Origin of the sequence: Amycolatopsis sp. NPDC051128, assembly GCF_040682715.1 — a bacterium.
Taxonomy (GTDB): domain Bacteria; phylum Actinomycetota; class Actinomycetes; order Mycobacteriales; family Pseudonocardiaceae; genus Amycolatopsis.
This window is the reverse complement of sequence record NZ_JBFBBN010000022.1, coordinates 41,030-62,782: the sequence shown is the minus strand read 5'-3', so window position 1 is coordinate 62,782 and position 21,753 is coordinate 41,030. Positions and strand designations below refer to the sequence as shown.

Here is a 21,753-nt window from a genome sequence, read left to right as displayed (position 1 = left end):
CATGGAGGTCGCGGTGGTGTCCGGGTTGTCCGGGGCCGGCCGCAGCACCGCGGCGAAGTGCCTGGAGGATCTGGGCTGGTTCGTCGTGGACAACCTGCCGCCGGAGCTGATCGCCACCATGGTGGAGCTGGGCGCGCAGGCGCGTGGCGCGATCACGAAGGTGGCGGTGGTGATGGACGTGCGCTCACGCGCGTTCACCGACGACCTCGCCTCCGTGATCAAGGACCTGGACGCGCGGGGCTACAAGCCGCGCGTGCTGTTCCTGGAGGCGACCGACGCCGTGCTGGTGCGGCGCTTCGAGGCCGTGCGCCGGGGCCACCCGATGCAGGGCGACGGCCGGCTCGCCGACGGCATCACGGCGGAGCGGACGCTGCTGGAGCCGCTGCGCGAAGAGGCCGACCTGGTGCTCGACACGTCGTCGCTGTCGGTGCACGACCTGCGCGCCAAGATCGAGGACGCGTTCGGCTCCGAGGCGAGCACCCAGACCCGGGTCACCGTGCTGTCCTTCGGCTACAAGTACGGTCTGCCGATGGACGCCGACCTGGTGATGGACGTCCGCTTCCTGCCGAACCCGTTCTGGATCCCGGAGCTGCGCGAGCACACCGGGCTCGACGGGGAGGTCCGCAACTACGTCCTCTCGCAGGAGGGGGCCGAGGAGTTCCTCGACCGCTACCACCAGCTGCTGCGGCTGATCGGGGCCGGCTACAAGCGCGAGGGCAAGCGGTACCTGACCCTGGCGGTGGGCTGCACCGGCGGCAAGCACCGCAGCGTGGCGCTGTCCGTGGAGCTCGCCCAGCGCCTGTCCAAAGAGGACGGAATGGCCGTGAAGGTGGTGCACCGCGACCTTGGTCGTGAATAACGTGCGCGCGGTCGCCCTCGGCGGCGGCCACGGGCTGCACGCCACGCTGTCCGCCGTGCGGCGGGTCACCCCCGACGTCACCGCGATCGTGACCGTGGCCGACGACGGCGGATCGTCCGGCAGGCTGCGGCGCGAACTCGGGCTGCTGCCACCCGGCGACCTCCGGCAGGCGTTCGCCGCCTTCGCCGCGGAGGACGGCGGCACGCTGTGGGCCGAGGTCTTCCAGCACCGGTTCGGCGGTGACGGCGCGCTGGCCGGGCACGCGGTGGGGAACCTGCTGCTGGCCGGGCTGTTCGAGGTGCTCGGCGACCCGGTCGCCGCGCTCGACGAGGCCTGCCGCCTGATGGGCGTCTCGGGCCGCGTGCTGCCGATGTCGCCGGAGCCGCTGGACATCGAAGGCGAGGTCAGCGGCCTCGACAGCGAGGACCCGGCGGCGCTGCGCACGATCCGCGGTCAGGTCGCGGTGGCCTCGACGCCCGGGCAGGTGCGGCGGGTGAGCCTGCACACCCCGGGCCGCTCGGGGCGGCCGCCGCAGGCGTGCGCGGAGGCGGTCGACGCGGTGCTGGCCGCCGACGTCGTGTTCCTCGGCCCCGGCTCGTGGTTCACGAGTGTGCTGCCGCACCTGCTGGTGCCGGGGCTGCACGACGCGCTCGTGCGGACGGCCGCGACGAAGGTGCTCGTGCTCAACCTTGTCCCCCAGCCGGGGGAAACCGCGGGCTTCTCCCCGGAGCGGCACCTGGACGTACTCCTCGAGCACGCGCCCGATCTGCGGGTCGACGCGGTGATCGCGGACCGCGATTCCGTCCCCGACCCGGCGAATCTCCGGCGCGCGGCGGAACGGCTCGGCGGGCGCGCGCACCTGGGGGCGGTGGGCGACCCGGAAGTAGCGGGACGGCATGATCCTGATGCGCTCGCGCGATGCATGCGGGAGGCTCTCGGTCTCGGCAGGGGCGGGGAGCTCGGGGGAGGAGCGAAAGGCAGGGAGGGGCAGTAATGGCGATGACCGCCGCGGTGAAGGACGAGCTGAGCCGGCTGGAGATCACGAAGATCGGGCCGCGCCGGGCGGAGGTCGCGTCGCTGCTTCGCTTCGCCGGCGGGCTGCACATCGTGGCCGGCCGGGTGGTCGTGGAGGCGGAGCTGGACACGGGCTCGGTCGCGCGACGGCTGCGCAAGGAGATCCACGAGCTGTACGGCCACCACTCGGACGTCCACGTCATCACCGCCACCGGCGGGCTGCGCAAGGGCACCCGCTACGTGGTGCGCGTGGTGAAGGACGGTGAGGGCCTGGCCCGGCAGACCGGGCTGATCGACCAGCGCGGCCGCCCGGTGCGCGGGCTGCCCGCGGCCGTGGTGTCCGGCGGCGTGGCCGACGCGGAAGCCGCGTGGCGGGGCGCGTTCCTCGCGCACGGGTCCCTGACGGAACCGGGCCGCTCGTCGTCGCTCGAGGTGACCTGCCCCGGCCCGGAGGCGGCGCTGGCGCTCGTCGGCGCGGCCCGCCGGATGGGCATCCAGGCGAAGTCCCGCGAGGTCCGCGGCGCCGACCGGGTGGTGGTCCGCGACGGCGACGCGATCGGCGCGCTGCTGACCCGCCTCGGCGCGCACACGAGCGTGCTGCAGTGGGAAGAACGCCGGATGCGCCGAGAGGTCCGCGCGACGGCGAACCGCCTGGCGAACTTCGACGACGCGAACCTGCGCCGGTCGGCCCGCGCGGCGGTCGCGGCGGCGGCCCGGGTGGAGCGCGCGCTGGAGATCCTCGGCGAGACGGCCCCGGACCACCTGCTGGCGGCGGGCAAGCTCCGGCTGTCCAACCGGCAGGCGTCGCTGGAGGAGCTGGGCCAGCTGTCGGAACCGCAGATGACGAAGGACGCGGTCGCGGGCCGCATCCGCCGGCTGCTCGCGATGGCGGACAAGCGGGCCAAGGACCTGAAGATCCCGGACACCGAGTCCGCGGTGACGCCGGAGATGCTCGAAGAAGAGGACGCTTAGCCGCCGGCCGGCATGCGCCCCAATGTGGCATTGGGTGCGTTGGATGCACCGAACGCCACATTGGGTGCGTTGGATGCACCGAACGCCACATTGGGTGCGCTGGACGCACCGAACGCCACATTGGGGCGCTTGAGACCCGGCCCGTGGTCCTGTCCGGTTAACGGGATCGGTGCCCGCGGCCCGAACCCGTAACACTCCGGTAGCACAGCGAAGTCGTTGCCGAAACGCGGCACCTCGAACCTCGGTCGGAGGGATACGCCGAACGAGGGAAGGGGAAAGCATGCGCAAGAGTCACGCGCGGCTGCAGGTATCGCCGGAGGTCGGCACCTGGCTCGCCCGGCGCAGCAGCAAAGCCGGCGACTGGACCATCGAAGACCTCGTCGCGGCCAAGCGCGGCACCACGGTCTCCGTCGTCATCCCGGCCCGGAACGAGGAAGCCACGGTCGGCGCGATCGTGACCGCGATCCGCGAAGAGCTGCAGGGGCGCCTGGTCGACGAGATCCTCGTCGTCGACAGCCACTCGACCGACGCCACCGCCGAGGTCGCCGCGGCCGCGGGGGCGGATGTCGTCGCGCAGGACGCCGTCTTCCCCGCCCTCGAAGGACTGGCGGGCAAGGGCGAAGCGCTGTGGAAGGGTGTCGCGGCGACGACCGGCGACCTCGTCGTCTTCGTCGACGGCGACCTCTACGACTTCACCACGGACTACGTGACCGGGCTGCTCGGCCCGCTGCTCTCCGACCCGTCGGTGGCCTACGTGAAGGGCTTCTACCACCGCCCGCTGAACGGCGCGGCGGGCAGCGAGCCGGAAGGCGGCGGCCGGGTCACCGAACTCGTCGCGCGGCCGCTGCTCAACATGTTCTGGCCGGAGCTGTCCGGCTTCGTCCAGCCCTTGGCCGGCGAGTACGCGGGGCGCCGCGAGGTGCTGGAGAGCATCCCGTTCGTCGTGAACTACGGCGTCGAGATCGGGCACCTCATCGACCTGCTGGAGCTGCGCGGCCTCGACGCGCTGGCGCAGGTCGACCTCGGCCACCGCGTGCACCGGCACCAGAGCACGCAGGCACTGGGCCGGATGTCCGGGCAGATCATGCAGACGCTCTTCGACCGCCTGGAACGCCACGGCCGCCTGGTCACGGCGATCCCGCCGGCCACGATGCTCGCTCAGTTCCAGCGCGGCGCCTCCGCGGACGGCGTCGAGCGCGAACTGGTCCTGACCGACCTGTCGTCCCCGCAGCGGCCGCCGCTGGACAGCCTCCCGGCGGCGATCCGGCCCGAGAACGCGCTGCAGGAAACGGCGTAGGTCAGGCGGGTACGTGTTCGGGCCGCCAGCCCGGCGGGCCGAACACGTACCCCGCGCGCTCGCGCCACGTCCGGGCGCCGCGCAGGTCGCGCAGGATCGAGCCGTACTCGTGGAAGCCGACCTCGAGCAGGTTGTGGGTGCCGATGTTCTTCGTCAGCCCGTAGGTCGGCCGCTTGCCTTCCGGGACGAAGCTGCCGAACATCCGGTCCCAAATGATCAGGATGCCGCCGTAGTTCGCGTCGAGGTATTCGGCGTCGCTGCCGTGGTGGACCCGGTGGTGCGACGGGGTGTTGAAGACGTATTCGAACCAGCGCGGCAGCTTGCCGACCTTTTCGGTGTGCACGAAGAACTGGTAGACGAGGTCGATCGACAGGCCGGTCAGGATCATCCACGGCGGGATCCCGCACAGCGCCAGCACCGACCAGAACGGCAGCTGGAAGTAGGGCGTCCACTTCTGGCGCAGCGCCGTCGAGAAGTTGTAGTGCTCGCTGGAGTGGTGCACCTGGTGCCCGGCCCACAGCAGCCGCACGCGGTGGCTGGCGCGGTGGTAGGCGTAGAACACCAGCTCTTGGCCGAGCAGCATGAGCACCCACGTCCACCAGTCGTGCGGGTCGAACTTCACCGGCGCGAGCTCGAACAGCGCGGCGAACGCGACCAGCATGACCAGCCGGAACAGCGCGTTGACCCCGACCGAGACGGTGCCCATCAGCATGCTCGTGCGGGTGTCGGCGAGGCTGTAGCCGATCACGTCGTCGTCGTGGCCGAGCACGTGCACCGCGACGATTTCGATGGTCACGAACAGCAGGAACACCGGAATCGCGAACAGCACGGGGTCGCGCAGGTGCGCCAGGAACTCGGCCACGTCGCCTCCTCGATCTGACCACCTGGTAACTTACTCTCGGGTCACTTAACCGACGGTAGGCTCTGGGGCGTGACGGAGTCAAGGGCGGTCGGGACCAAGGGGATGCCCCGCGAAGAGCGCGAGGCGCAGCTCGTCGTGGCCGGCACCGAGGAGTTCGGCCGCGCCGGGTACTCCGGGGCGTCGATGGCCGAGATCGCGCGCCGGGTCGGGGTCACGAAGCCGTTGCTGTACCAGTACTTCGGCTCCAAGGACGGGCTCTATCTCGCCTGCCTGCACCGGGCGGGCGACCGGCTCACCGAAGGCGTCGCGACGACCATGGCGGCCGGTGGCGAGCCCGACCAGATGCCGCTGAAGGTCCTCGCGGCGATCTTCACGACCTTCGACCACGACCGCTACGCGTGGCGGCTGCTGCGCGACACGACGGTGCCGGCCAGGGGCGACATCGCCGCCGCGGCCGCGGACTACCGGCGCCGCCTGGACACCTTCGCCCTGCTCGGCGCGACACAGCTGCTGACGTCGCGCGGCCTGGCCGACCCGGTGGACATCGAGGCCGTGGCACAGGTCTGGACCGGCGTGGTCGACTCGCTGATCAGCTGGTGGATCGACCGTCCGGACGAGGACGCGGCGGCGATGACGGCCCGCTGCGCCCGGATCATGGGCGGTCTGTTCGGCTGGTGAGCCCGTGCCAGTACGCGGCGATCGCGCTGCTTTCGCGGACGACGGTGTCGGGTGCCGGCGGCGCGGGCCAGAACTGCAGCAGGTAGGTGTCCTGCCGGGGCTCGTCGCCGGGCCGGGTGTCGCGCTCGCGGCCCGCGTCCATCCCGGTGCCGCTGTAGCGGACGCGGTAGTCGCCCGGCGCCAGCTCGAGGTCCCACCAGTCCTCGCCGCCCCAGGTGACCAGCCTCGCCGCGCCATCGGCGCGGAAGGACGCCTCGACGACGTCCTCCCCGCCGGCGTCCGGCGGTTCGGTCTCGTGCACCTCGGCGGTGAAGCCGACTTCGCCGGTGTGCAGCCCGGTGATGAGGAAGAGGTGCCCGCGCACGGCGGCGCCGCAGAGCCCGTTGCGCTGCCCGGCGAAGCAGGCGCTCAGGTCGCCCTCGAACGGCTCACCGGCCTCGCTGTGCACGTAGATCTGTCCATAGTGGACGTGGACGTCGCCGTGGACCACTGTTCGCATGCGGCCCATCATGGCAGCGGCCACCGACAGTTCTGCGATGTCCGGTTGGGGTGGTATGCCCCGGTCTGGCGGGATCGGACGGCGCACTTCGACTCTCTGTAGCAAAACCGCGTCGATTCGTCCCGCTAATGGCGTAGCGAAACGGGGCCCGTCCGCGACTAAGGGGGCAAGCCGTCCCGTCGAGAGGTGTCCCATGCCCGAACCAGCCGTTCCCGTCCCGGCCGATCCCCGGCTCGCCGCGAGGTTCACCGAGGATCTGCTCGACGGGTGCCGGGTGCTGGCCAGGGACTACGGTTACCGGCCGGCCCAGTTCGAGCGCATGGTGCGCGAGCACGGCGGTGTCGAAGCGGCCCGCCTGCTGCTGCGCGGGGCCGGGACCGCGGGCGGGTTCACCGTGCTCTGGGCGAAGAACCAGCTCGGCCGCAGCTCCGAGGCGACCATGCTCCGGGACGAGTACGCCGAACTCTTCACCTCCGACGAGCTGCTGCTGGCCCGGCGGCGGCTGGAGGAGCACGGCTTCGACGTCGACGCCCACCTCCGCAGTCTCGCCGAGCCGGGCTGAGGCGCTGCTCGGCGCCAGGGCGGCAGGGATGACCGGCGCCGCTCCGGTCACCCCTGCCGCGGCTTCTACCCGGCCGCCGCGCTGGACTTGCCGCGCAGCTTCACGGTGGCCGTCGAGGCGCCCTTGATCGCCGTCTCGATCTGGGCCATCGTCGAGGACGAGCTCAGGCCGGGGACCGTCGCGGTGTTCAGCGCGTGAAGCGTGAACGTGTACGGGTGGCTGGACCCGCCCGGGCAGGGACCGAAATACTTCTGCGCGTTCGCGCCGCTGCCCATCGCCTTTTGCTTGGCGCCGCTCTGGTTCGGCACGGTGTACCCCGCGCCGAGGCCCTCCGGCAGCGATTTCGCCGAAGCCGGGATGTCCCAGATCGCCCAGTGCAGCTTGTTGCCGTCGTTGGCGACGTCGGCGAACACGATGGCGTAGCCCTTCGCGCCGTCGGACGCGCCCCACGCGAGCGGCGGTGACGGGTCCTGGCCCGCCGTGCCGTCGCCGGCGCAGGTGTACTTGTCCGGGATGGTGGCGTTGTCGGCGAAGGCGGAGCTGGTCAGCTTGAAGCCGCCCGGCGTGGTGCCACCGGGGAACTTCAGCCGCACGATGACGTTGTCCAGCGCCGACGGCGTGCCGCCGTTCTTGTCGTTGTTCGTCGACGTCAGCCAGAGCCCGCCGTCCGGGGTCTTCGTGACCGAGCGCAGCCGGCCCCAGCGGCCGGAGAACACCGTCGACACCGTGCCGACGCCGGTGCCGGCGGCGTTGATCTGCGTGGCGAACAGCTGCTCACCGGTGACGCCGGCGATGTAGATCCAGTCGTTGACGATCTCCACCCCGCTCGGGCCGGCCTGCGACGTCGACCAGGTCTTCTTCGGGGCGATGAAGCCGCTGCAGCTGCCCTGCGTGCCTTCGCAGCTGGGCCAGCCGAAGTTGCCGCCCTTCTGGATCAGGTTGAGCTCGTCCTGGCTGCTCTCGCCGAACTCCGCCGTCCACAGCTGGCCGCGGGAATCCCAGGCCAGGCCCTGCGGGTTGCGGTGTCCGTAGCTCCAGACGTACCGCGCGTTGCCGCCGGTGGCGTAGAACGGGTTGTCGCTCGGCGCGGAGCCGTCCGGGTTGAGCCGCAGGATCTTCCCGTTGAGCGAGCTCTTGTTCTGCGCGTTGTCGCTGTTCTTCGCGTCGCCGACGGTGGCGTAGAGCTTGCCGTCCGGACCGAATTTGATCCGGCCGCCGTTGTGGTAGCGGTTCTTGGCGATCCCGGTGAGCACCGGCGTCGACGTCGACGACAGCGTGCTGCCGTCGTAGGTCATCTTCACGATCCGGTTGTCGCCGGAAGCGGTGTGGTACAGGTAGATCGCATGGTCGGACGCCCAGTTCGGCGAGATCGCCAGGCCGAGCAGGCCGCCTTCGCCGTTGGTGCCGACCGCGCCCGGCACCTTGCCCAGCGTGGTCTTCTGACCGGACGGCGTCACCAGCAGGATCTCGAACCGGTCCCGCTCGGTCACCAGCGCGTTGCCGTTCGGGAGGAAGCCCACCGACCAGCCGAGGTCGACCTTCGCGATGTCCTTGTCGTACTGCGGGATGCCCCCGGCGCCGCCCGGAGCCGCGGTCTTCACGGTGACCGCGTTGCTCGCCGCGGAGCTGTTCCCGTTGGGGTCGCGGGCCTTGACGGTGAAGGTGTAGGAGGTGTTCGGGCTGAGGTCGGTGACCGTCGTCCCGAGCGACGTCGTGGTCGCGACCTTCGTGGCACCCTGGTAGACGTCGTAGCCGGCGATGGTGCCGCCGGTGTCGGTGGAAGCGTTCCACGCCAGGGAAACGCTGTTCGCGGTCACGCCGGTGGAGCGCAGGTCGCCCGGCACGGTCGGCGGGGTGGTGTCGTCGCTCGGCGGGGTGGTGAAGGTGACCACGTTGCTCTGCTGCGACGGGTTGCCCGCGGCGTCGAACGCGCCGACGGAGATGTCGTAGGCGGTGTTCGGCGTCAGGTTGTCGACGGTCGCGCTGGTCGTGTTCCCGTCGACGGTCTTGAGGGTGTTGCCGCCGCGGTTGATCTCGTAGCGGACGACGCCGACGTTGTCGGTCGCGGCGGTCCAGGTGAAGGTCGCGGCGGTCGGCAGGATGTTGCTCGCCTTGAGGTTCGTCGGCGCCGACGGCGGTTCGGGGTCCACCGGCGCGGTGAAGGTGTCGGTGAGCTTGTCCGCGTTCGGGCCGCCGTTGGCGGTGGTCGACGTGGTGCGGATCTTGTTGACCCCGGCGGTCAGCTGGACGGTCGTGGTGACGGTCTTCCAGGTCGTCCACGCGCCGGTGCCGGGGAAGTCGACGGTGCCCTTGTCGCCGCCGTCGACGGTCAGCTTCACCGGCCGGTTGTCGGCGGTTCCGTTGGCGTAGCGGAAGGTCAGCGTGTGCGTGCCCGCCTGCGCGGCGTTCACGGAGTATTCGACGTAGCTGCCGACGACGTTGTCGAAGTTCACGAACCCGGTGCCGGAGTAGCCGGCGTGGTTCGACTCGACGACGCCTTGGGAGATCGAGGCGTTCTCGGCTTCGTACTCGGCGTCCGCGGCGAAAGCGGTTACCGGGCTGAGCGCGGTCAGGCCGAGCGCCGCGACGGCGGTACCGGCCAGTACCACGCGCCACGGTGGACGGGGTGCCACTGGGAGCCTCCTGCGTGGGTCGGGGGGACAGGGGGTGACCGGGGGCGGAATGGTCGGCGGACCACCGGCGGCGATATCCGGGTAATAGTTAGGAAACTTTCCTATCTATGGGACAGATCTCACACCCTCCGAGCGGGTCGTGTCAATACCGGACACGATGCCTCACCCACCGTGAAAACGTGTTCCCGCTCAGCGGGGCGGCCGCGCCCGGACGGCCGTACGGGCGCCGGTCCATCCGCCCCAATGTGGCGTTGGGTGCGCTGGACGCACCGAACGCCACTTTGGGTGCGCCCAACGCACCGAACGCCACATTGGGTGCGCTGGACGCACCGAATGCCACATTGGGTGCGGTGGACGCACCCAACGCCACATTGGGTGCGCTGGACGCACCCAACGCCACATTGGGGCGCTTGGGGTGTCAGCCTGCCGCCACGGGCAGGCCGGCCGCCCAGTCGCGCGGAACGAGGAAGGCGGCCAGCTCCGCCTCCGGGCTGCCCGGCTCGGGCGTGAACTCCGACTCCCACCGCGCCAGTGGCGGCAGCGCCATCAGGACGGCTTCCGCGTCACGCGGCAGGGCGGCCGCCGCGTCGTGGACGAGCGCGAACTCCACGTACCGCCCGCGGCGGTAGAGCTGCCACTGCCGCTCGCGCTCGCCGTGCGGCAGGTCCTTCCGCCGCCGGGCGATCGGGAAGTACGCCGGCGCGATCGTGGCGATGCCCGCCGCCATGAAGGCGGCCGCCCGCCGCCAGCCGTCCGGGCCGGGCAGGCACAGGTGGTCGAAGAGGATACCGCCGATCCCGCGTGCCTCGTCGCGGTGCGGGAGCCGGAAACGGTCGTCGCACGCCCGTTTGGCCTGCGCGTGGAACGCCGGGTCGAGCGTGTCGCAGTAGTTCTTCAACGCCCGGTGGAAGTGCGTCGCGTCCGAGGCGAAGCCGTAGCACGGGAGGAGGTCGACGCTGCCGCCGAACCACCAGGCGTCGACGGCTTCGCGGTAGCGGAAGTGCGCCTCGAAAGCCGGGACGTACGGGTTGCGCGGGTGGAGCACGACCGACAGCCCGGCCGCGAAGAACTCGTCCGAAAAGGCCACGCTGACGACGGCACGTTCGAAGACGTCCCCGTCCTCCAGCCGCCGCGTGCGCGCGGACCGGCCGAAGCGCGCCCCGCCGTCGAGGCGTTCCAGCTCGGCCACCAGCTCCCGCTGGCCTGCGCTGAAGATCGCCTTGACGGCGTCGAGTCTGTCCCCTGAAGGCATTCCCCCACCCCCAGGGGGCAGATTACCAGCGAACCGCGGTCAACCGGAGATTTCCGCCCGCGCGATCACCTTCGTGATCTTCGCCCTGACGAGGGACTCCTCGGGGACGGCGTTGCGCTTGCCGTACTCCTCGGCCCGGTCGGCGCCCATGTACCGGCCGCCCAGCCTGGTCGCCCACGCCAGCATCTCGTCGTGGTCGTGGGTCAGCCGCGCATCGGCGGTGAACTGCACGTACGAGTACGGCGGCTCCTGGTCGTCGACAACCAGGGAGATCCGCGGGTCGCGGCGGATCGCCTTGCCCTTGAGGGTCTCGGTGCCGGTGGTGAAGACGAGTTCGTCGCCGTCCGGGCCTTCGTCGAGCAGAAACCAGATCGGGGTGACGATCGCGGCGCCGTTCGCCCGGACCAGGGCCAGCTTGCCGGTGCGGGTGCCTTCGGAGGCGAAGCGCCACCACTCGGCACGAGTCATTTCACGCATGCGAGGGACGTTATCCCGTCACCCGCGCGTGCGCGGAGGGTGGCCGACTAGCCTGGCCTGCTGTGCGAGACGACGACAGGGCGGCGATGGGACTGGCCGACGAGGGGCTGACCCGCCGCCTCAAGGCTCTGGCCTGCACCGCGCCCCTGCACGACCTGGACGCGCGGAAGGCGAAGCTCGACTGGGCCGACGCCACGGTCTACCAGATGGCCGAGATCGCGCTGCACACGATCGACCAGGTCACCATCGCGATGGACTTCGACACCGGCGCCGGTCACGACGAGGTCATCGACCGGCTGCTGCCGTTCATCGCCCAGCAGGCGCCGTCGCGGATGCCCGAGGAACACGTCCGCGTCGCGAAGTGGGTGCTCGACAACCTGATCAACGTCGGCACCACCGACCGCGGGTTCCGGCGCGTCTACGGCTCGGTCGGGCCGGACGGCTACCAGCGCCGCCAGTTCGACTTCAAGCTGCTCGTCGAGCTGGCCGCCCGGGACGGCGAGGTCTACCTGCGCGCCACCGACGAGGCGATCAACGTGCTGGTCGGCGCGCTCGACACCGACGTCGAATCGGCGCAGATCGCGGCCGAGGTCAAGCTGGAGAACCTCATCGCGCGCGGCCGGCTGGCCGACGCGAAGCTCGCGGCCGAGCAGGCCCGCTACCGGACCGTCCAGTACGGCGAGACCCTGCGCGCGAAACTCGACGCGACCCGCCGCGACGTCCGCTCGGTCGACTGGGAGCGCGAGGTCCCGGAACTGCTGGACAGCGCGCTCAGCCACATCGAGGCCCGCTTCCGCGCCGAGAACGCCATCCTCAAGAACATCACCACCGCCCGCGACGAGACCGAGGACCTCGACCGCAAGCGCCGCGCCGCCGAACTCGTCGACATCGTCGGCGACTGCATCCGCCGCCACACCCGGCTGCAGTCCCGGCTGGCCGACGCGGGCGCGGTGTTCCGCGCGGAACAGGACCGCCAGCAGTTCTCCGGCCCGCCCCAGCGCGCCACCCTCGACCTCTTCGGCCAGCTCCTCGTGCCGACGCTCGGGCTGCCGCTCGCCGACGCCGTCGCGCCGGCCGAGCACTTCTTCCACGCCGTCGCCGGGATCACCCCGCCGGTCGTCCCGTCCCTGTCGGCGCTCGTTTCGCTGCTGCTGCGCCCCGCGCCGGAACGCGACCAGCTCGTCGGGGAGATCCCCGAACCGGAACTCATGCCCGCCGAGGTCACCGACAAGTTCGGCGACGACGTCTGGCGCGCCGCCGACGAGCTGCTCGACCTGCCGGAGGTGCCACGACGGCTGTCCGGCCTCCTCGAGGAAGCCCGCCGCGGCCGTCAGCCCGGCCTCCCGGCCCTGGTCGCGCTGCGCGCGGTGCACGCATACAGTCCCGGGATCGGCGCCGCCCGGCGCCAGGGCGACCGCTCGGTGCTGCTCGCCGTCGACGACGGCACGCTGCTCGACGACCCGGACTTCGGCGGCGCCGACCTGCTGCTGTCCACGGCGGCCGTCGAGCGCGCCGACGAAGAAGAAAACGAGGAGGTCGCCTGACATGGCGCTGTCCCACAGCAGCGTGGACGCCGAAGCCGCGGCCCGGCTGGTCGCCTTCGGCATGCGGCCGAAGCAGCTGCCGGCCCGCGACGTCGTGTACGGCGACCTCGTGCGCCGCTACGGCGAGGACAACGCGTTCAAGGCGCTCACCCACGCCGTCGCCGCCGGTCTCGGGCTCATGGTCCTCGAAGTCAACCAGCAGGCCGGCGCCGTCCTCGCGGCCACCGACGAGTCCGTGTTCGAGATCAAGATGGACTCCTACGCCCGCCAGGCCAAGATCCGCGAGCGCCGCGAGACGGAAAAGGTGCTGCACGGCCTCATCCACCTCGCCACCGCCGCCCTCGGCTACCCGCGCCCGGACGACCTCGCCAACGACACCTACATCGGCCGCGTCAGCGTCGAACAGGTCGACGCGATGGTCCGCGAAGCCGCCCGGATGCTCGACGAACGCGCCGCCCAGGCCGAGGCCAACAACGACCCTCTGGCCGACGCCCCCGAGCTGGAACAGGCCTGGCGGGCCTACACCCGCCGTCCCGCCGCGGCGGCCACCAAGGACGGCAGGCTCGCCGCCGACACCACCCGCGGCATGGTGTCGCGCGCCCTGCGGTTCCTGGCCGACCAGGGCTTCCTGGTCCCGGTCAGCGACGAGCAGGGCGGCACCTACCGGACCACACCGCGCTACCAGATCCAGGTCCGCGAGCTCGCCGCCGACGCCGCCTTCGACGATCTGCTCGCGCTGGACGTCGTCACCGTCGCGAACACCGGCGGAACGCTGCGCGCGGCCGCGTCTGACACGCTGTAAAAGGGGAGTAGATGTACGAGCTTTCGCGGGTCCGCCTGCATTCGGTGGGCCCGGCGGGTGCCCGCTACCAGGACGTCGTGCTCGACTTCAGCGGCGTCGGCGCCAGGATCACCGCGCCGAAGCAGGACGCGCTGTTCAGCGCCGGCATCCACGCCACCGGCCCGGCCGAGCCGCGCCGCCCGTCGCCGGCGAGCGTGCTGTTCCTGGAGAACGGCGGTGGCAAGTCCGTCCTGATCAAGCTGATCTTCTCGGTCATGCTGCCCGGCCGCCGCCAGGTCGTCGGCACCACCAGCACGAAGGTGCTCGAGAAGTTCGTCGCTGCCAAGGACGTTTCGCACGTCGTCTTGGAGTGGCTGCACGTCGAGAGCGGGCACCGGATCATCACCGGCAAGGTCTCCGAATGGCGCGGCCACGTCGTGTCCGCCGACTCGGAGAACCTCGTCGACTCCTGGTACTGCTTCCGCCCGACCTCGGCATTGGGCCTCGAATCGTTGCCGATGACCCAGGACGGCCGGCTGCTCACCATGTCCGGCTTCCACGACAAGCTCACCGCCGCGCAGCTGGCCGAGCCCGAGCTGGAGCTGTCCTGGACCCGCCGCCACCACGAGTGGACCGGCCGGCTCGACAGCCTCGGCCTCGACACCGAGCTGTTCCGCTACCAGCGCGCGATGAACGCCGGCGAGGGCGAGGCGGCGGACGCGTTCGCCTTCGGCACCGACGACGCGTTCGTCGAGTTCCTGCTGCGCGCGGTGATGTCCGAAGACGAGCCGAAGGATCTCGCCGAGGTCGTCTCGACCTACGCGCACAACCTGGCGCAGCGCGGGGACCTCCTTTCCGAGCGCGACTTCGTGGCGGGCGCCCTGGATCTGCTGGCGCCGCTGGCCGCCGAAGAAGGCGTCGCCGCGGAGTCGCGGAAGATCGCCGAAGCGGCGAAGGCCGACATGGCCGGGCTGGCCGGGCGCGTCGTCGCCCGCAACGAGCTGGAGAACGCGCGGCTGTCCGGGCTCGAAGACCACGTCGGCGAGGTCAAGACGGCGGAGAAGCTCGCCGAGGGCGACCACCGGCGGCTCGCCGCGGCCGTGACGGAGCTGCGCCGGCTGGTCGCCGTGCTGCGCTTGGACGAGGCCCAGGAGGTCCGCAAGCGCGTCGACGCCGAACTGGCCGAGGCGAAGACCGAGGCCGAAGCCTGGCGCGAGACGGCGACCGTGCTCAACCAGCTGAACGCGGCACGCAAGGCGAAGGACCTGCGCGAGCTCGTCGGCAGCCGGGAGGAGAAGGCGCGCCCCGCGCTGCAGGCGCGCAACGCCGCGGCGGCCGCGCTGGCCCGCGGGCTGCACGCGCTGGCGCAGGACGCCCAGCGCCAGGCGGACAAGGCCGAGGCGCACGCGGGCGCGTTGCGCGCCGAGGCGGAGAAGGCGCAGACCGAACGCGACGAGGCCGCCAACCTCGCGGCCGGCCGGCGCGCCGAGGCACGCGGGCTGACCACGCGGATCACGGAGTTGCGCGAGGAAATCCAGGAAGCCGTCCGCGGCGGGCTGTTGCCCTCGGGCGCCGACGTCGCCGAAGCTTCGCGGGCCGCGCGTGCGGCCGCGGGGTCGGCGACCGCCGAGCTGACCCGGCGGGAGCAGGAGCTCGACGGCGTCGCGGCGGACCTCCAAGCGGCGCAACGGGCCGTGAACGAGGCGCACCAGCTCGCGGGCACCACCCAGGACCGCTTCGAGCGCGCCACCGAGGACCTCGACCGCGCGCACCGCCGCACCGACGCCCTCGCCGCCGAAGGCCGTCTGGTGGAGCTGCTCGGCGCGGACGACGTCGCCCTCGAAAGCGACCTGCCGGTGCTGCTGGAACGGCTGCGCGAGGCGAGCGCGGCCGTCGAGAAGGAACAAACCGCGCTGCGGATGGAGGAGTCCGCCGACGAGCGCGCGCTGGCCGCGCTCGGCTCCGGTGGGCTGCTTCCGCCGCCGGAGGACGTCCAAGCCGTGCTGGACGCCTTGGAAGAAGCCGGGATCACCGCGTGGTCCGGCTGGCGCTATCTGTCCAAACTGGACGCTTCGCGCCGCGCCGAAGTGCTGGAAACCCTGCCGCAGCTGGTTTCCGGCGTCCTGCTCAACGAGGCCGCGCACGCCGGCCGGGCCCGCGAGGTGCTGGCGAAGCGGCGGCTGCTGCCGAGCGCGACCATCGCCGTCGGCACCACCGAAGCGCTGCAGGCCGAGGTGCCCGCCGCGCCCGGCGTCGAGTTCCTCGTGCCGCCGAACCCCGCGATGTACGACGAAGAAGCCGCGGACGCCGAGCGCGAAGCCGTGGCGCGGCGGCACACCGAACGGCAGCGGCGCCTGGAGGCGCTGGCCCACAAGCTCTCCGCGGACGGCGCTTTGACGTGGAAGCTCACGACGTGGCGCGAGGACTACCCGCCCGGCGCCATCGCGACCCTGGCCGAGCAGGCCCAGGCGGCCCGGGCCGCCCGCGAGACCGCGCGCACCGCGCTCACGCAGGCCGAGGCGGAGTTCACGCGGTTGAGCGAAAAGGCCGCGTCGCTGCGGGAGCGCGTCCCGGAGCTGCGGTCGGCCGCGGCCGCGGCCGAGGAGAAGGCCCGGCGGCTCGGGGAGCTGGGGGCCCGCGGCGCCCGGATCGCGGAGTGGACCGAAGAGGCCGAGCGTGCCATCGAGATCGCCGAGCGCGCCGACCTGCAGGCGGCCGACGCGGCGGGCAAGGCCGCGCGGCTGCGCGAACAGGCGGGGGAGGAGCAGCGCACCGCCGACGGGCACCGCCGGACCGCGACCACCGCGCGGGCCGAGCTGGCCGAGGTGCCGGGCGCCGCCGAGGCTTCCGAAGGGCCGGCGCCCGGCGAACCGGTCGACGCGCTGCGCCGCACTTACCTGTCGGCGTCCGAGTCCTACGCGAAGGTCGAGGTCGGCAGCGACCTCCGGAGCGAGCTGGAGCAGGCGGAGTCCGCCGAAGCGGCGGCCGGTTCGGCCGTCGAGTCCCTCGACGAAGCCGTCCGCGCCCGGGCGGCCGAGCTGCTGGAGACGCCCGACGGCTCCGACGCCTCGGCCCGCGCGGCGGCGTTGGCGCGTGCCCGCCGCGTCGTTGACGGCCTGGAAGACGAGCGCACGGAGGCGATCGGGCTCGTCTCGACGCGGCGTGCCGAGCTGGACGCGCTGCCGCTGCAGTCCGGCGCCGCCGGGGAGAAACCGCGCGACATCGAGCACGGCCTGGAACTGATCGACGCCGCGGGCCTGGAGGCCTCGGCGGCCGCGCGGAAGTGGGAAGAGCTGCAGGAACGCCGGGCGGCCGCGGAAGCGACGCTGGCGTCCGCGCGCGCCTCGGCGTCCGGGTTCGCGCTGCTCGCGGAGTCGATGGCGCACCTGGTGACCGACAGCGCTGCCGCCGCCTACGACGGCGACGTCGACACCGCCCGCGCCCAGCACACCCGGCTGAACGCCACGTTGAGCGAAGCGCAGGAAGCCGCCGACGCGGGCGACCGGCGCGTGCGCGAGGCCGCGGACCGGCTCGCCCAGTACGCGACCGAGAAACGGTTCGAGAAGCTGAGCACGCCGGTGCGGCAGCAGGTCATCTCGGTCAAGCGCGACCAGCTGCCGGGGCACGCCGCCGAGTGGGCGGAGGCGCTGCGGCCCCGGCTGCGCTCGCTCACCGACGACCTCGCGCAGATCGACCGGCACCGCGGCGGCATCATCACCCGGCTGCAGGGCATGGTCGACGGCGCGCTCCGGACGCTGCGGTCGGCGCAGCGCGTCTCCCGGCTGCCGGACGGCCTCGGCGACTGGTCCGGGCAGGAGTTCCTCCGCATCCGCTTCACCGAGCTGGAAGACAACGCGCTCACCGAGAAGCTCGGCGAGGTCGTCGACGAAGCCGCCGTCGGCAAGACCGCGGACGGCCGCGACGTCAAGCGCGACGGGCTTTCCCTGGTGCTGCGCGGGGTGCGGGCGGCCGCGCCCAAGGGGTTCCGCGTCGACATGCTCAAGCCGGACTCGGTGCTGCGGACCGAACGCCAGCGCGTCTCGGAGATCCGCGACGTGTTCTCCGGCGGCCAGCAGCTGACCGCGGCGATCATCCTGTACTGCACCCTCGCGGCGCTGCGGGCCAACAACCGCGGCAAGGTCCGCAACCGGCACTCGGGCGTGTTGTTCCTGGACAACCCGATCGGCCGCGCCTCGGCGGGCTACCTGCTGGAGCTGCAGCGGGCGGTGGCCGAGGCGCTGGGCGTCCAGCTCATCTACACGACAGGCCTGTTCGACGCGGGCGCGCTGTCGGAGTTCCCGCTGATCGTGCGGCTGCGCAACGACGCCGACCTGCGGGCGGGCCGGAAGTACCTGTCGGTGGATTCGACCGTCCGCAACTCCCTGGACGACCTGGGCGAGCCCGACGGCGTCGCGCGGCTTTCGGCGACGCGGATGTTCACGCGGACCGCCGATCCCGCCGATTCCGCCGAGGACGAACAAACGGCCTGACGGGAACAATCCGGTCGCGTCCGTGGTTGCCGGGCGCATGACGAAACTGGGGCCGCTGGGGGCCACGCACAGCACACTGGACACCGATGCCGCCGTGGCGACCGCGGCGGAGCTCGAGGAACTGGGCTACGCCACGCTGTGGCTGGCCGGCGGCCAGGGCAACAACCTGCCGCGGATCGCCGAGGTCGTCCGCGGGACTTCCCGCATCCAGGTGGCGAGCGGGATCCTGTCGGTCGACCGCGTTCCGTCGGCCGAGGTGGTCGCCGCGTACGCGGACCTGCCCGCCGGGCGGTTCGTCGTCGGCCTCGGCGGGGCGCACGGGGCGCGCCCGCTGGCGGCGCTGAACGACTACCTCGACGAGATCGAGCAGGCCGTGCCGCCGACCGCGCGGATCCTCTCGGCGCTCGGGCCGCGGATGCTCGAGCTGGCACGCGACCGTGCCTCGGGCGCGTACCCGTACCTGGTGACGACGGACTACGTCGCCTCCGCGCGGGAGATCCTGGGCACCGGCCCGCAGCTGGCGGTCCTGATGAATGTCGTCGCGGCGACCGACGTGGCCGCGATGCGGGACGTCGCGCGCCGTGGCTCGCTGAAGTTCCTGGCCGGGTTGCCGGGCTACGCGGCCAACTTCCGGCGGATGGGGTTCACCGACGCGGACATCGCGGACCTGTCCGACCGGCTCGTCGACGGCCTCACCGTGTGGGGGGACTTCGACGCCGTCGTCGCGCGCTTGCGCGAGTACCGGGCCGCGGGCGCCGACCAGGTGGTCGTCCCGCTCGACGGCGTGCCGCGCGAGTGGTGGCCGGAACTGGTCAAGGCCCTGGTCTAGCCGCGGATCGCCTTCTGGTACGCGGCGAGCGCTTCGGCGTCGTCGATGCTGCCGTGGTGGTGGACCTGCACCCAGCGGCCGTCCTCGTAGGCGAAGAACCGTGTCGTGCGGATGCTCAGGGGGACGGTTTCGGTCACGCGGTACTCGCCGGTCTCGCGGCCGGCGAAGACCGCGTGGCCCTCGCCGGAGTACTCGACGATGTCGCCAAGGGTCACGGTGACGCGGGCGGGGCCGTGGAAGACCTTGTCGTACAACGCCGTGATCGCGTCGCCGCCGCGCAGGATGCCGCCGAGCGGGTTGTTCAGCTGGGCCAGCGGATCGGCCGTCCAGACCTGGCGGAACACGTCGAGGTCGCGCTGGTTGAAGGCGAAGTAGAACGTCTCCAGCGCGGCGAGCGCGCCTTCCCGGCCCGGGTTCGTCGCTTCGCCGAGGCGGTTGCGCGCGTCGGTGCCGTAGGTTTCGTCGAGGTGCCGGGGCACGGCTGCTCCTTCTAGAGTGTTCGATGGAGGTCGACCAAATGAGTGTACGACAACCATCGAACACCGCGCGAGCACGCGGCCTGACCCACGTGCTCCCGGCGGAGGTGTCCCTGCAGGACGCGCTGGCCGCGGTCGCCGACCCGGTGCGCCGCAGCATCCTGCGCGAACTCGCCGCCGTGCCGGAGTGGACGAAGGCGTGCGGCACGTTCGACCTGCCGGTGACCAAGGCGACCCGCAGCCACCACTTCACGGTGCTGCGCGCGGCGGGCCTGATCGAGCAGCGCGACGAAGGCCCCCGGCGGCTGAACCGCTTGCGCCGTCCGGAATTCGACGAGGCCTTCCCGGGGTTGCTGGACCTGGTGCTCAGTCACCCCGGCCGGTGAAGGCCGGCGTCCTGCGCCGCGCTCGCCGGAACGACGAGGCGGTTTTGTCGGTGCCGGGTGATAAGAACACCGGGTGCCCCCGAAGATCAGCACCGACCAGCGCCGGGCCCGCCTCGCCGCCCGTCACCACCTGGCCGCGCCCGCGGCCACGGTGCCGGACGCCGTGGCCGGGGTCGTCGCGCTGCACGCCACCGACCCGGCGACCGTCCACCTCTCGGCGTGCGCCCGGCTCGCGTCGCCGGCGATCGCGGAGGTGGAGCAGGCCCTGTACGAAGACCGCGCGCTGCTGAGGTTGCTCGGCATGCGCCGCACGGTGTTCGTCACCGGCCGGGACACGGCGGCGCTCGTGCAGGCCGGGTGCTCCGCGGACATCGCCGTCAAGCAGCGGAAGCTGCTGGAGCAGCACCTCGGGGAACAGGGTCACCCGGAGAACGTGCCGGAGCCGGGGAAGTGGCTGGCCGACGTCGAAACGGCGGTCGAGGCGGCGCTGCGGGCCCGTGGCTCGGCGACGGCGCAGCAGCTGAGCGAGGACGAGCCTCGCTTGCGCCAGCAGTTGCTGATGGCGGCCGGGAAGCCGTACGAAGCGATCGGCAACGTCACCAGCCGGGTGCTGTTCCTCCTGGCGGCCGACGGCCGGATCGTCCGCGGCCGGCCGCGCGGCAGCTGGCTCAGCAGCCAGTACGTCTGGCATCCGCTCGACGAGTGGGTGCCGGGCGGGCTCCCTTCGTGGGACGCGGAGGCGGCGCGGGTCGAGCTGGCGCGGCGCTGGCTGCGCGCGTTCGGCCCGGCGCCGGTTTCCGACCTGCGCTGGTGGACGGGCTGGACGGCGGGCCAGACGAAGAAGGCCCTCGCGTCGCTGGCCCCGGCGGAGGTCGACCTGGACGGCGTGGCGGGAGTGGCCCTGCCGGACGACCTCGAGCCGGTGGAGCCGCCACCGCCGTGGGTGGCGTTCCTGCCCGCGCTCGACCCGACTCCGATGGGCTGGCAGGACCGCGACTGGTTCCTCGGCCCGCACCGGCCCGCCCTGTTCGACCGCAGCGGCAACATCGGCCCCACCGTCTGGCTGGACGGCCGCGTCGTGGGCGGCTGGGCCCAGCGCCGCTCGGGCGAGATCGCGTTCCGCCTGCTGGCGGACGTGGGTGCGGAGATGAAGGCGAAGGTGGCGGAGGAGGCGGACCGGTGCGCCGAGTGGTTCGGCGAGGTCCGCGTGACGCCTAGGTTCCGCACGCCGTTGGAGCGTGAGCTGGCCGGTTGAGAGGATCGGCCTTGGCCGGGTTCGTGGTCGTCGGTGTGGCGCCTCAGTTCGCACGCCGCTGGAGCGTGAGCTGGCCGGCTGAAAGGGATCGGTCATGACCGGATCGTTCTGGGGTGATCTGCTGATCGGCGTCGCCGTCGCCGTGCTGGTGGCCTGGCTCGCCCTTCTCGTGGCGCTCGTGCTCGTCCGGCCGCGCGGCGGGCTGCTGCGGGAGGCGCTCCGGCTGCTGCCCGACGTGCTCCGGCTCGTCCGGCGCCTCGCCGCCGACCGGACCCTGCCGCGCGGCGTCCGGGTCCGGCTCGGCCTGCTGCTGGCCTACCTCGCGATGCCGATCGACCTGGTCCCCGACTTCATCCCCGTCCTCGGCTACGCCGACGACGCCATCATCGTCACCGCGGTCCTGCGCGGCGTCGTCCGCCGCGCCGGCCTCGACGCCGTCCGGGCCCACTGGCCCGGCACCGACGACGGCTTCGCGGCGCTCGCCCGGCTGACCGGAATCGACCGGCCCGTCCCCTGACCGGTCGAGGTGGGGATCCGGCCTGGCGCTGGATCGGTCGAGTCATCGACCTCACGCCCAGGCCCGTGGGCCGTCAGTACGCACCTTCGAACCGGCTCCGCCGACCGTGATCCACTGAATCGTTACAGACGAGCGCCGGGCCCGCCGTCCCGGCCTCTTCCGCACCCGGTGCTCCCAGCCGAAACGGCCCGGCCCCGGCCGTACCGCTCCGCCGTGGTCCGGGTGACGACCACGTGAACCGGACGGCTCGCTTCTTAATCGATTCTTGACCCGTTCGCCAAGTGGTGGAAGTCTCGTCAGGGCAGTCAGGGACGCGCGTGCCCGCACGCTAGGGTGACGCCGAGCCCGCAAGTCACGGCCGGGTCTCCGG

At 72.2% G+C, this 21,753-nt stretch carries 19 protein-coding genes; 13 read left to right on the top strand and 6 right to left on the bottom strand.

The annotated features are described in order from the left end of the window. The first annotated feature begins 1 nt into the window (after position 1). From rapZ to AB0M82_RS22840, 4 genes are all read left to right on the top strand, one after another. Entirely contained in the window at positions 2 to 859 is an 858-nt protein-coding gene (gene rapZ, locus AB0M82_RS22855; protein WP_003101350.1) for an RNase adapter RapZ, read from the top strand. Position 860: 1 nt separating this feature from the next. Further along, positions 861 to 1,853 (top strand): uridine diphosphate-N-acetylglucosamine-binding protein YvcK, encoded by a 993-nt coding sequence (yvcK, locus tag AB0M82_RS22850; protein WP_364725075.1) that lies wholly within the window; start codon positions 861 to 863, stop codon positions 1,851 to 1,853. Beyond that, positions 1,853 to 2,845 carry a DNA-binding protein WhiA gene (whiA, locus tag AB0M82_RS22845; RefSeq protein ID WP_364725072.1) on the top strand — a complete coding sequence of 331 codons (993 nt, stop codon included), beginning with the start codon at positions 1,853 to 1,855 and terminating at the stop codon, positions 2,843 to 2,845. The genes yvcK and whiA overlap by 1 nt, the downstream gene beginning before the upstream one ends. Positions 2,846 to 3,125: 280 nt before the next feature. Next, complete coding sequence (locus AB0M82_RS22840) at positions 3,126 to 4,142, top strand: glucosyl-3-phosphoglycerate synthase (protein ID WP_364725069.1); 1,017 nt, start codon at positions 3,126 to 3,128, stop codon at positions 4,140 to 4,142. A 1-nt stretch (position 4,143) separates the two neighbouring features. Here the strand turns inward: AB0M82_RS22840 and AB0M82_RS22835 are convergent, their stop codons facing one another. After that, positions 4,144 to 5,004: a sterol desaturase family protein gene (locus AB0M82_RS22835; RefSeq protein ID WP_364725066.1), complete on the bottom strand. Its 861-nt coding sequence runs from the start codon at positions 5,002 to 5,004 to the stop codon at positions 4,144 to 4,146. 69 nt (positions 5,005 to 5,073) lie between these two features. On the opposite strand from AB0M82_RS22835, the gene AB0M82_RS22830 reads away from it, so the two are divergent. After that, positions 5,074 to 5,682 carry a TetR/AcrR family transcriptional regulator gene (locus tag AB0M82_RS22830; protein WP_364725063.1) on the top strand — a complete coding sequence of 203 codons (609 nt, stop codon included), beginning with the start codon at positions 5,074 to 5,076 and terminating at the stop codon, positions 5,680 to 5,682. On the opposite strand, the gene AB0M82_RS22825 is transcribed toward AB0M82_RS22830, so the two are convergent. Continuing rightward, positions 5,657 to 6,181 carry a hypothetical protein gene (locus AB0M82_RS22825; RefSeq protein ID WP_364725060.1) on the bottom strand — a complete coding sequence of 175 codons (525 nt, stop codon included), beginning with the start codon at positions 6,179 to 6,181 and terminating at the stop codon, positions 5,657 to 5,659. The genes AB0M82_RS22830 and AB0M82_RS22825 overlap by 26 nt on opposite strands. Before the next feature lie 193 nt (positions 6,182 to 6,374). Here AB0M82_RS22825 and AB0M82_RS22820 point away from each other — a divergent pair, with 193 nt between their 5' ends. After that, complete coding sequence (locus tag AB0M82_RS22820; protein WP_364725058.1) at positions 6,375 to 6,743, top strand: hypothetical protein; 369 nt, start codon at positions 6,375 to 6,377, stop codon at positions 6,741 to 6,743. Positions 6,744 to 6,808: 65 nt separating this feature from the next. On the opposite strand, the gene AB0M82_RS22815 is transcribed toward AB0M82_RS22820, so the two are convergent. The 3 genes from AB0M82_RS22815 to AB0M82_RS22805 form a co-directional block, all read right to left on the bottom strand. Beyond that, positions 6,809 to 9,376: a PQQ-dependent sugar dehydrogenase gene (locus AB0M82_RS22815; RefSeq protein WP_364725055.1), complete on the bottom strand. Its 2,568-nt coding sequence runs from the start codon at positions 9,374 to 9,376 to the stop codon at positions 6,809 to 6,811. Between the two features lie 418 nt (positions 9,377 to 9,794). Continuing rightward, the gene (locus tag AB0M82_RS22810; RefSeq protein WP_364725052.1) at positions 9,795 to 10,628 is read right to left on the bottom strand and encodes a coproporphyrinogen III oxidase; all 834 of its coding nucleotides are present in this window, start codon (positions 10,626 to 10,628) and stop codon (positions 9,795 to 9,797) included. Positions 10,629 to 10,667: 39 nt separating this feature from the next. After that, complete coding sequence (locus AB0M82_RS22805; protein WP_364725050.1) at positions 10,668 to 11,105, bottom strand: PPOX class F420-dependent oxidoreductase; 438 nt, start codon at positions 11,103 to 11,105, stop codon at positions 10,668 to 10,670. A gap of 86 nt (positions 11,106 to 11,191) precedes the next feature. Here AB0M82_RS22805 and AB0M82_RS22800 point away from each other — a divergent pair, with 86 nt between their 5' ends. The 4 genes from AB0M82_RS22800 to AB0M82_RS22785 are packed head-to-tail and all read left to right on the top strand — an operon-like array spanning position 11,192 to position 18,749. Beyond that, positions 11,192 to 12,649 carry a hypothetical protein gene (locus AB0M82_RS22800; RefSeq protein ID WP_364725267.1) on the top strand — a complete coding sequence of 486 codons (1,458 nt, stop codon included), beginning with the start codon at positions 11,192 to 11,194 and terminating at the stop codon, positions 12,647 to 12,649. Position 12,650: 1 nt separating this feature from the next. Beyond that, a complete protein-coding gene (locus AB0M82_RS22795; RefSeq protein WP_364725047.1) occupies positions 12,651 to 13,451 on the top strand; it encodes a hypothetical protein in 801 nt (266 codons plus the stop codon). Positions 13,452 to 13,462: 11 nt separating this feature from the next. Continuing rightward, the gene (locus tag AB0M82_RS22790) at positions 13,463 to 17,920 is read left to right on the top strand and encodes a hypothetical protein (protein ID WP_364725044.1); all 4,458 of its coding nucleotides are present in this window, start codon (positions 13,463 to 13,465) and stop codon (positions 17,918 to 17,920) included. Between the two features lie 37 nt (positions 17,921 to 17,957). After that, on the top strand, positions 17,958 to 18,749 hold the full coding sequence (locus AB0M82_RS22785) for a TIGR03620 family F420-dependent LLM class oxidoreductase (RefSeq protein WP_364725041.1): 792 nt from the start codon (positions 17,958 to 17,960) through the stop codon (positions 18,747 to 18,749). On the opposite strand, the gene AB0M82_RS22780 is transcribed toward AB0M82_RS22785, so the two are convergent. Continuing rightward, on the bottom strand, positions 18,746 to 19,228 hold the full coding sequence (locus tag AB0M82_RS22780) for a nuclear transport factor 2 family protein (protein ID WP_364725038.1): 483 nt from the start codon (positions 19,226 to 19,228) through the stop codon (positions 18,746 to 18,748). The two genes, AB0M82_RS22785 and AB0M82_RS22780, sit on opposite strands and share 4 nt — an antisense overlap. Before the next feature lie 38 nt (positions 19,229 to 19,266). Here AB0M82_RS22780 and AB0M82_RS22775 point away from each other — a divergent pair, with 38 nt between their 5' ends. The 3 genes from AB0M82_RS22775 to AB0M82_RS22765 all read left to right on the top strand — a co-directional run bounded on the left by AB0M82_RS22775 (position 19,267) and on the right by AB0M82_RS22765 (position 21,383). Next, positions 19,267 to 19,611, top strand: coding sequence for a transcriptional regulator (locus AB0M82_RS22775; RefSeq protein ID WP_364725037.1), 345 nt, complete (start codon positions 19,267 to 19,269; stop codon positions 19,609 to 19,611). Between the two features lie 73 nt (positions 19,612 to 19,684). Next, positions 19,685 to 20,866 carry a winged helix DNA-binding domain-containing protein gene (locus tag AB0M82_RS22770; RefSeq protein ID WP_364725034.1) on the top strand — a complete coding sequence of 394 codons (1,182 nt, stop codon included), beginning with the start codon at positions 19,685 to 19,687 and terminating at the stop codon, positions 20,864 to 20,866. Positions 20,867 to 20,960: 94 nt separating this feature from the next. Then, positions 20,961 to 21,383, top strand: coding sequence for a DUF1232 domain-containing protein (locus AB0M82_RS22765; protein WP_364725032.1), 423 nt, complete (start codon positions 20,961 to 20,963; stop codon positions 21,381 to 21,383). Positions 21,384 to 21,753: the final 370 nt, after the last annotated feature.

Bases quoted from the DNA above. Each gene is read 5' to 3' on its own strand.
- rapZ (WP_003101350.1), top strand. From the start codon at position 2: ATGGAGGTCGCGGTGGTGTCCGGGTTGTCCGGGGCCGGCCGCAGCACC.
- whiA (WP_364725072.1), top strand. From the start codon at position 1,853: ATGGCGATGACCGCCGCGGTGAAGGACGAGCTGAGCCGGCTGGAGATC.
- AB0M82_RS22840 (WP_364725069.1), top strand. From the start codon at position 3,126: ATGCGCAAGAGTCACGCGCGGCTGCAGGTATCGCCGGAGGTCGGCACC.
- AB0M82_RS22825 (WP_364725060.1), bottom strand. From the start codon at position 6,181: ATGCGAACAGTGGTCCACGGCGACGTCCACGTCCACTATGGACAGATC.
- AB0M82_RS22820 (WP_364725058.1), top strand. From the start codon at position 6,375: ATGCCCGAACCAGCCGTTCCCGTCCCGGCCGATCCCCGGCTCGCCGCG.
- AB0M82_RS22810 (WP_364725052.1), bottom strand. From the start codon at position 10,628: ATGCCTTCAGGGGACAGACTCGACGCCGTCAAGGCGATCTTCAGCGCA.
- AB0M82_RS22805 (WP_364725050.1), bottom strand. From the start codon at position 11,105: ATGCGTGAAATGACTCGTGCCGAGTGGTGGCGCTTCGCCTCCGAAGGC.
- AB0M82_RS22800 (WP_364725267.1), top strand. From the start codon at position 11,192: ATGGGACTGGCCGACGAGGGGCTGACCCGCCGCCTCAAGGCTCTGGCC.
- AB0M82_RS22795 (WP_364725047.1), top strand. From the start codon at position 12,651: ATGGCGCTGTCCCACAGCAGCGTGGACGCCGAAGCCGCGGCCCGGCTG.
- AB0M82_RS22790 (WP_364725044.1), top strand. From the start codon at position 13,463: ATGTACGAGCTTTCGCGGGTCCGCCTGCATTCGGTGGGCCCGGCGGGT.
- AB0M82_RS22785 (WP_364725041.1), top strand. From the start codon at position 17,958: ATGACGAAACTGGGGCCGCTGGGGGCCACGCACAGCACACTGGACACC.
- AB0M82_RS22775 (WP_364725037.1), top strand. From the start codon at position 19,267: ATGAGTGTACGACAACCATCGAACACCGCGCGAGCACGCGGCCTGACC.
- AB0M82_RS22765 (WP_364725032.1), top strand. From the start codon at position 20,961: ATGACCGGATCGTTCTGGGGTGATCTGCTGATCGGCGTCGCCGTCGCC.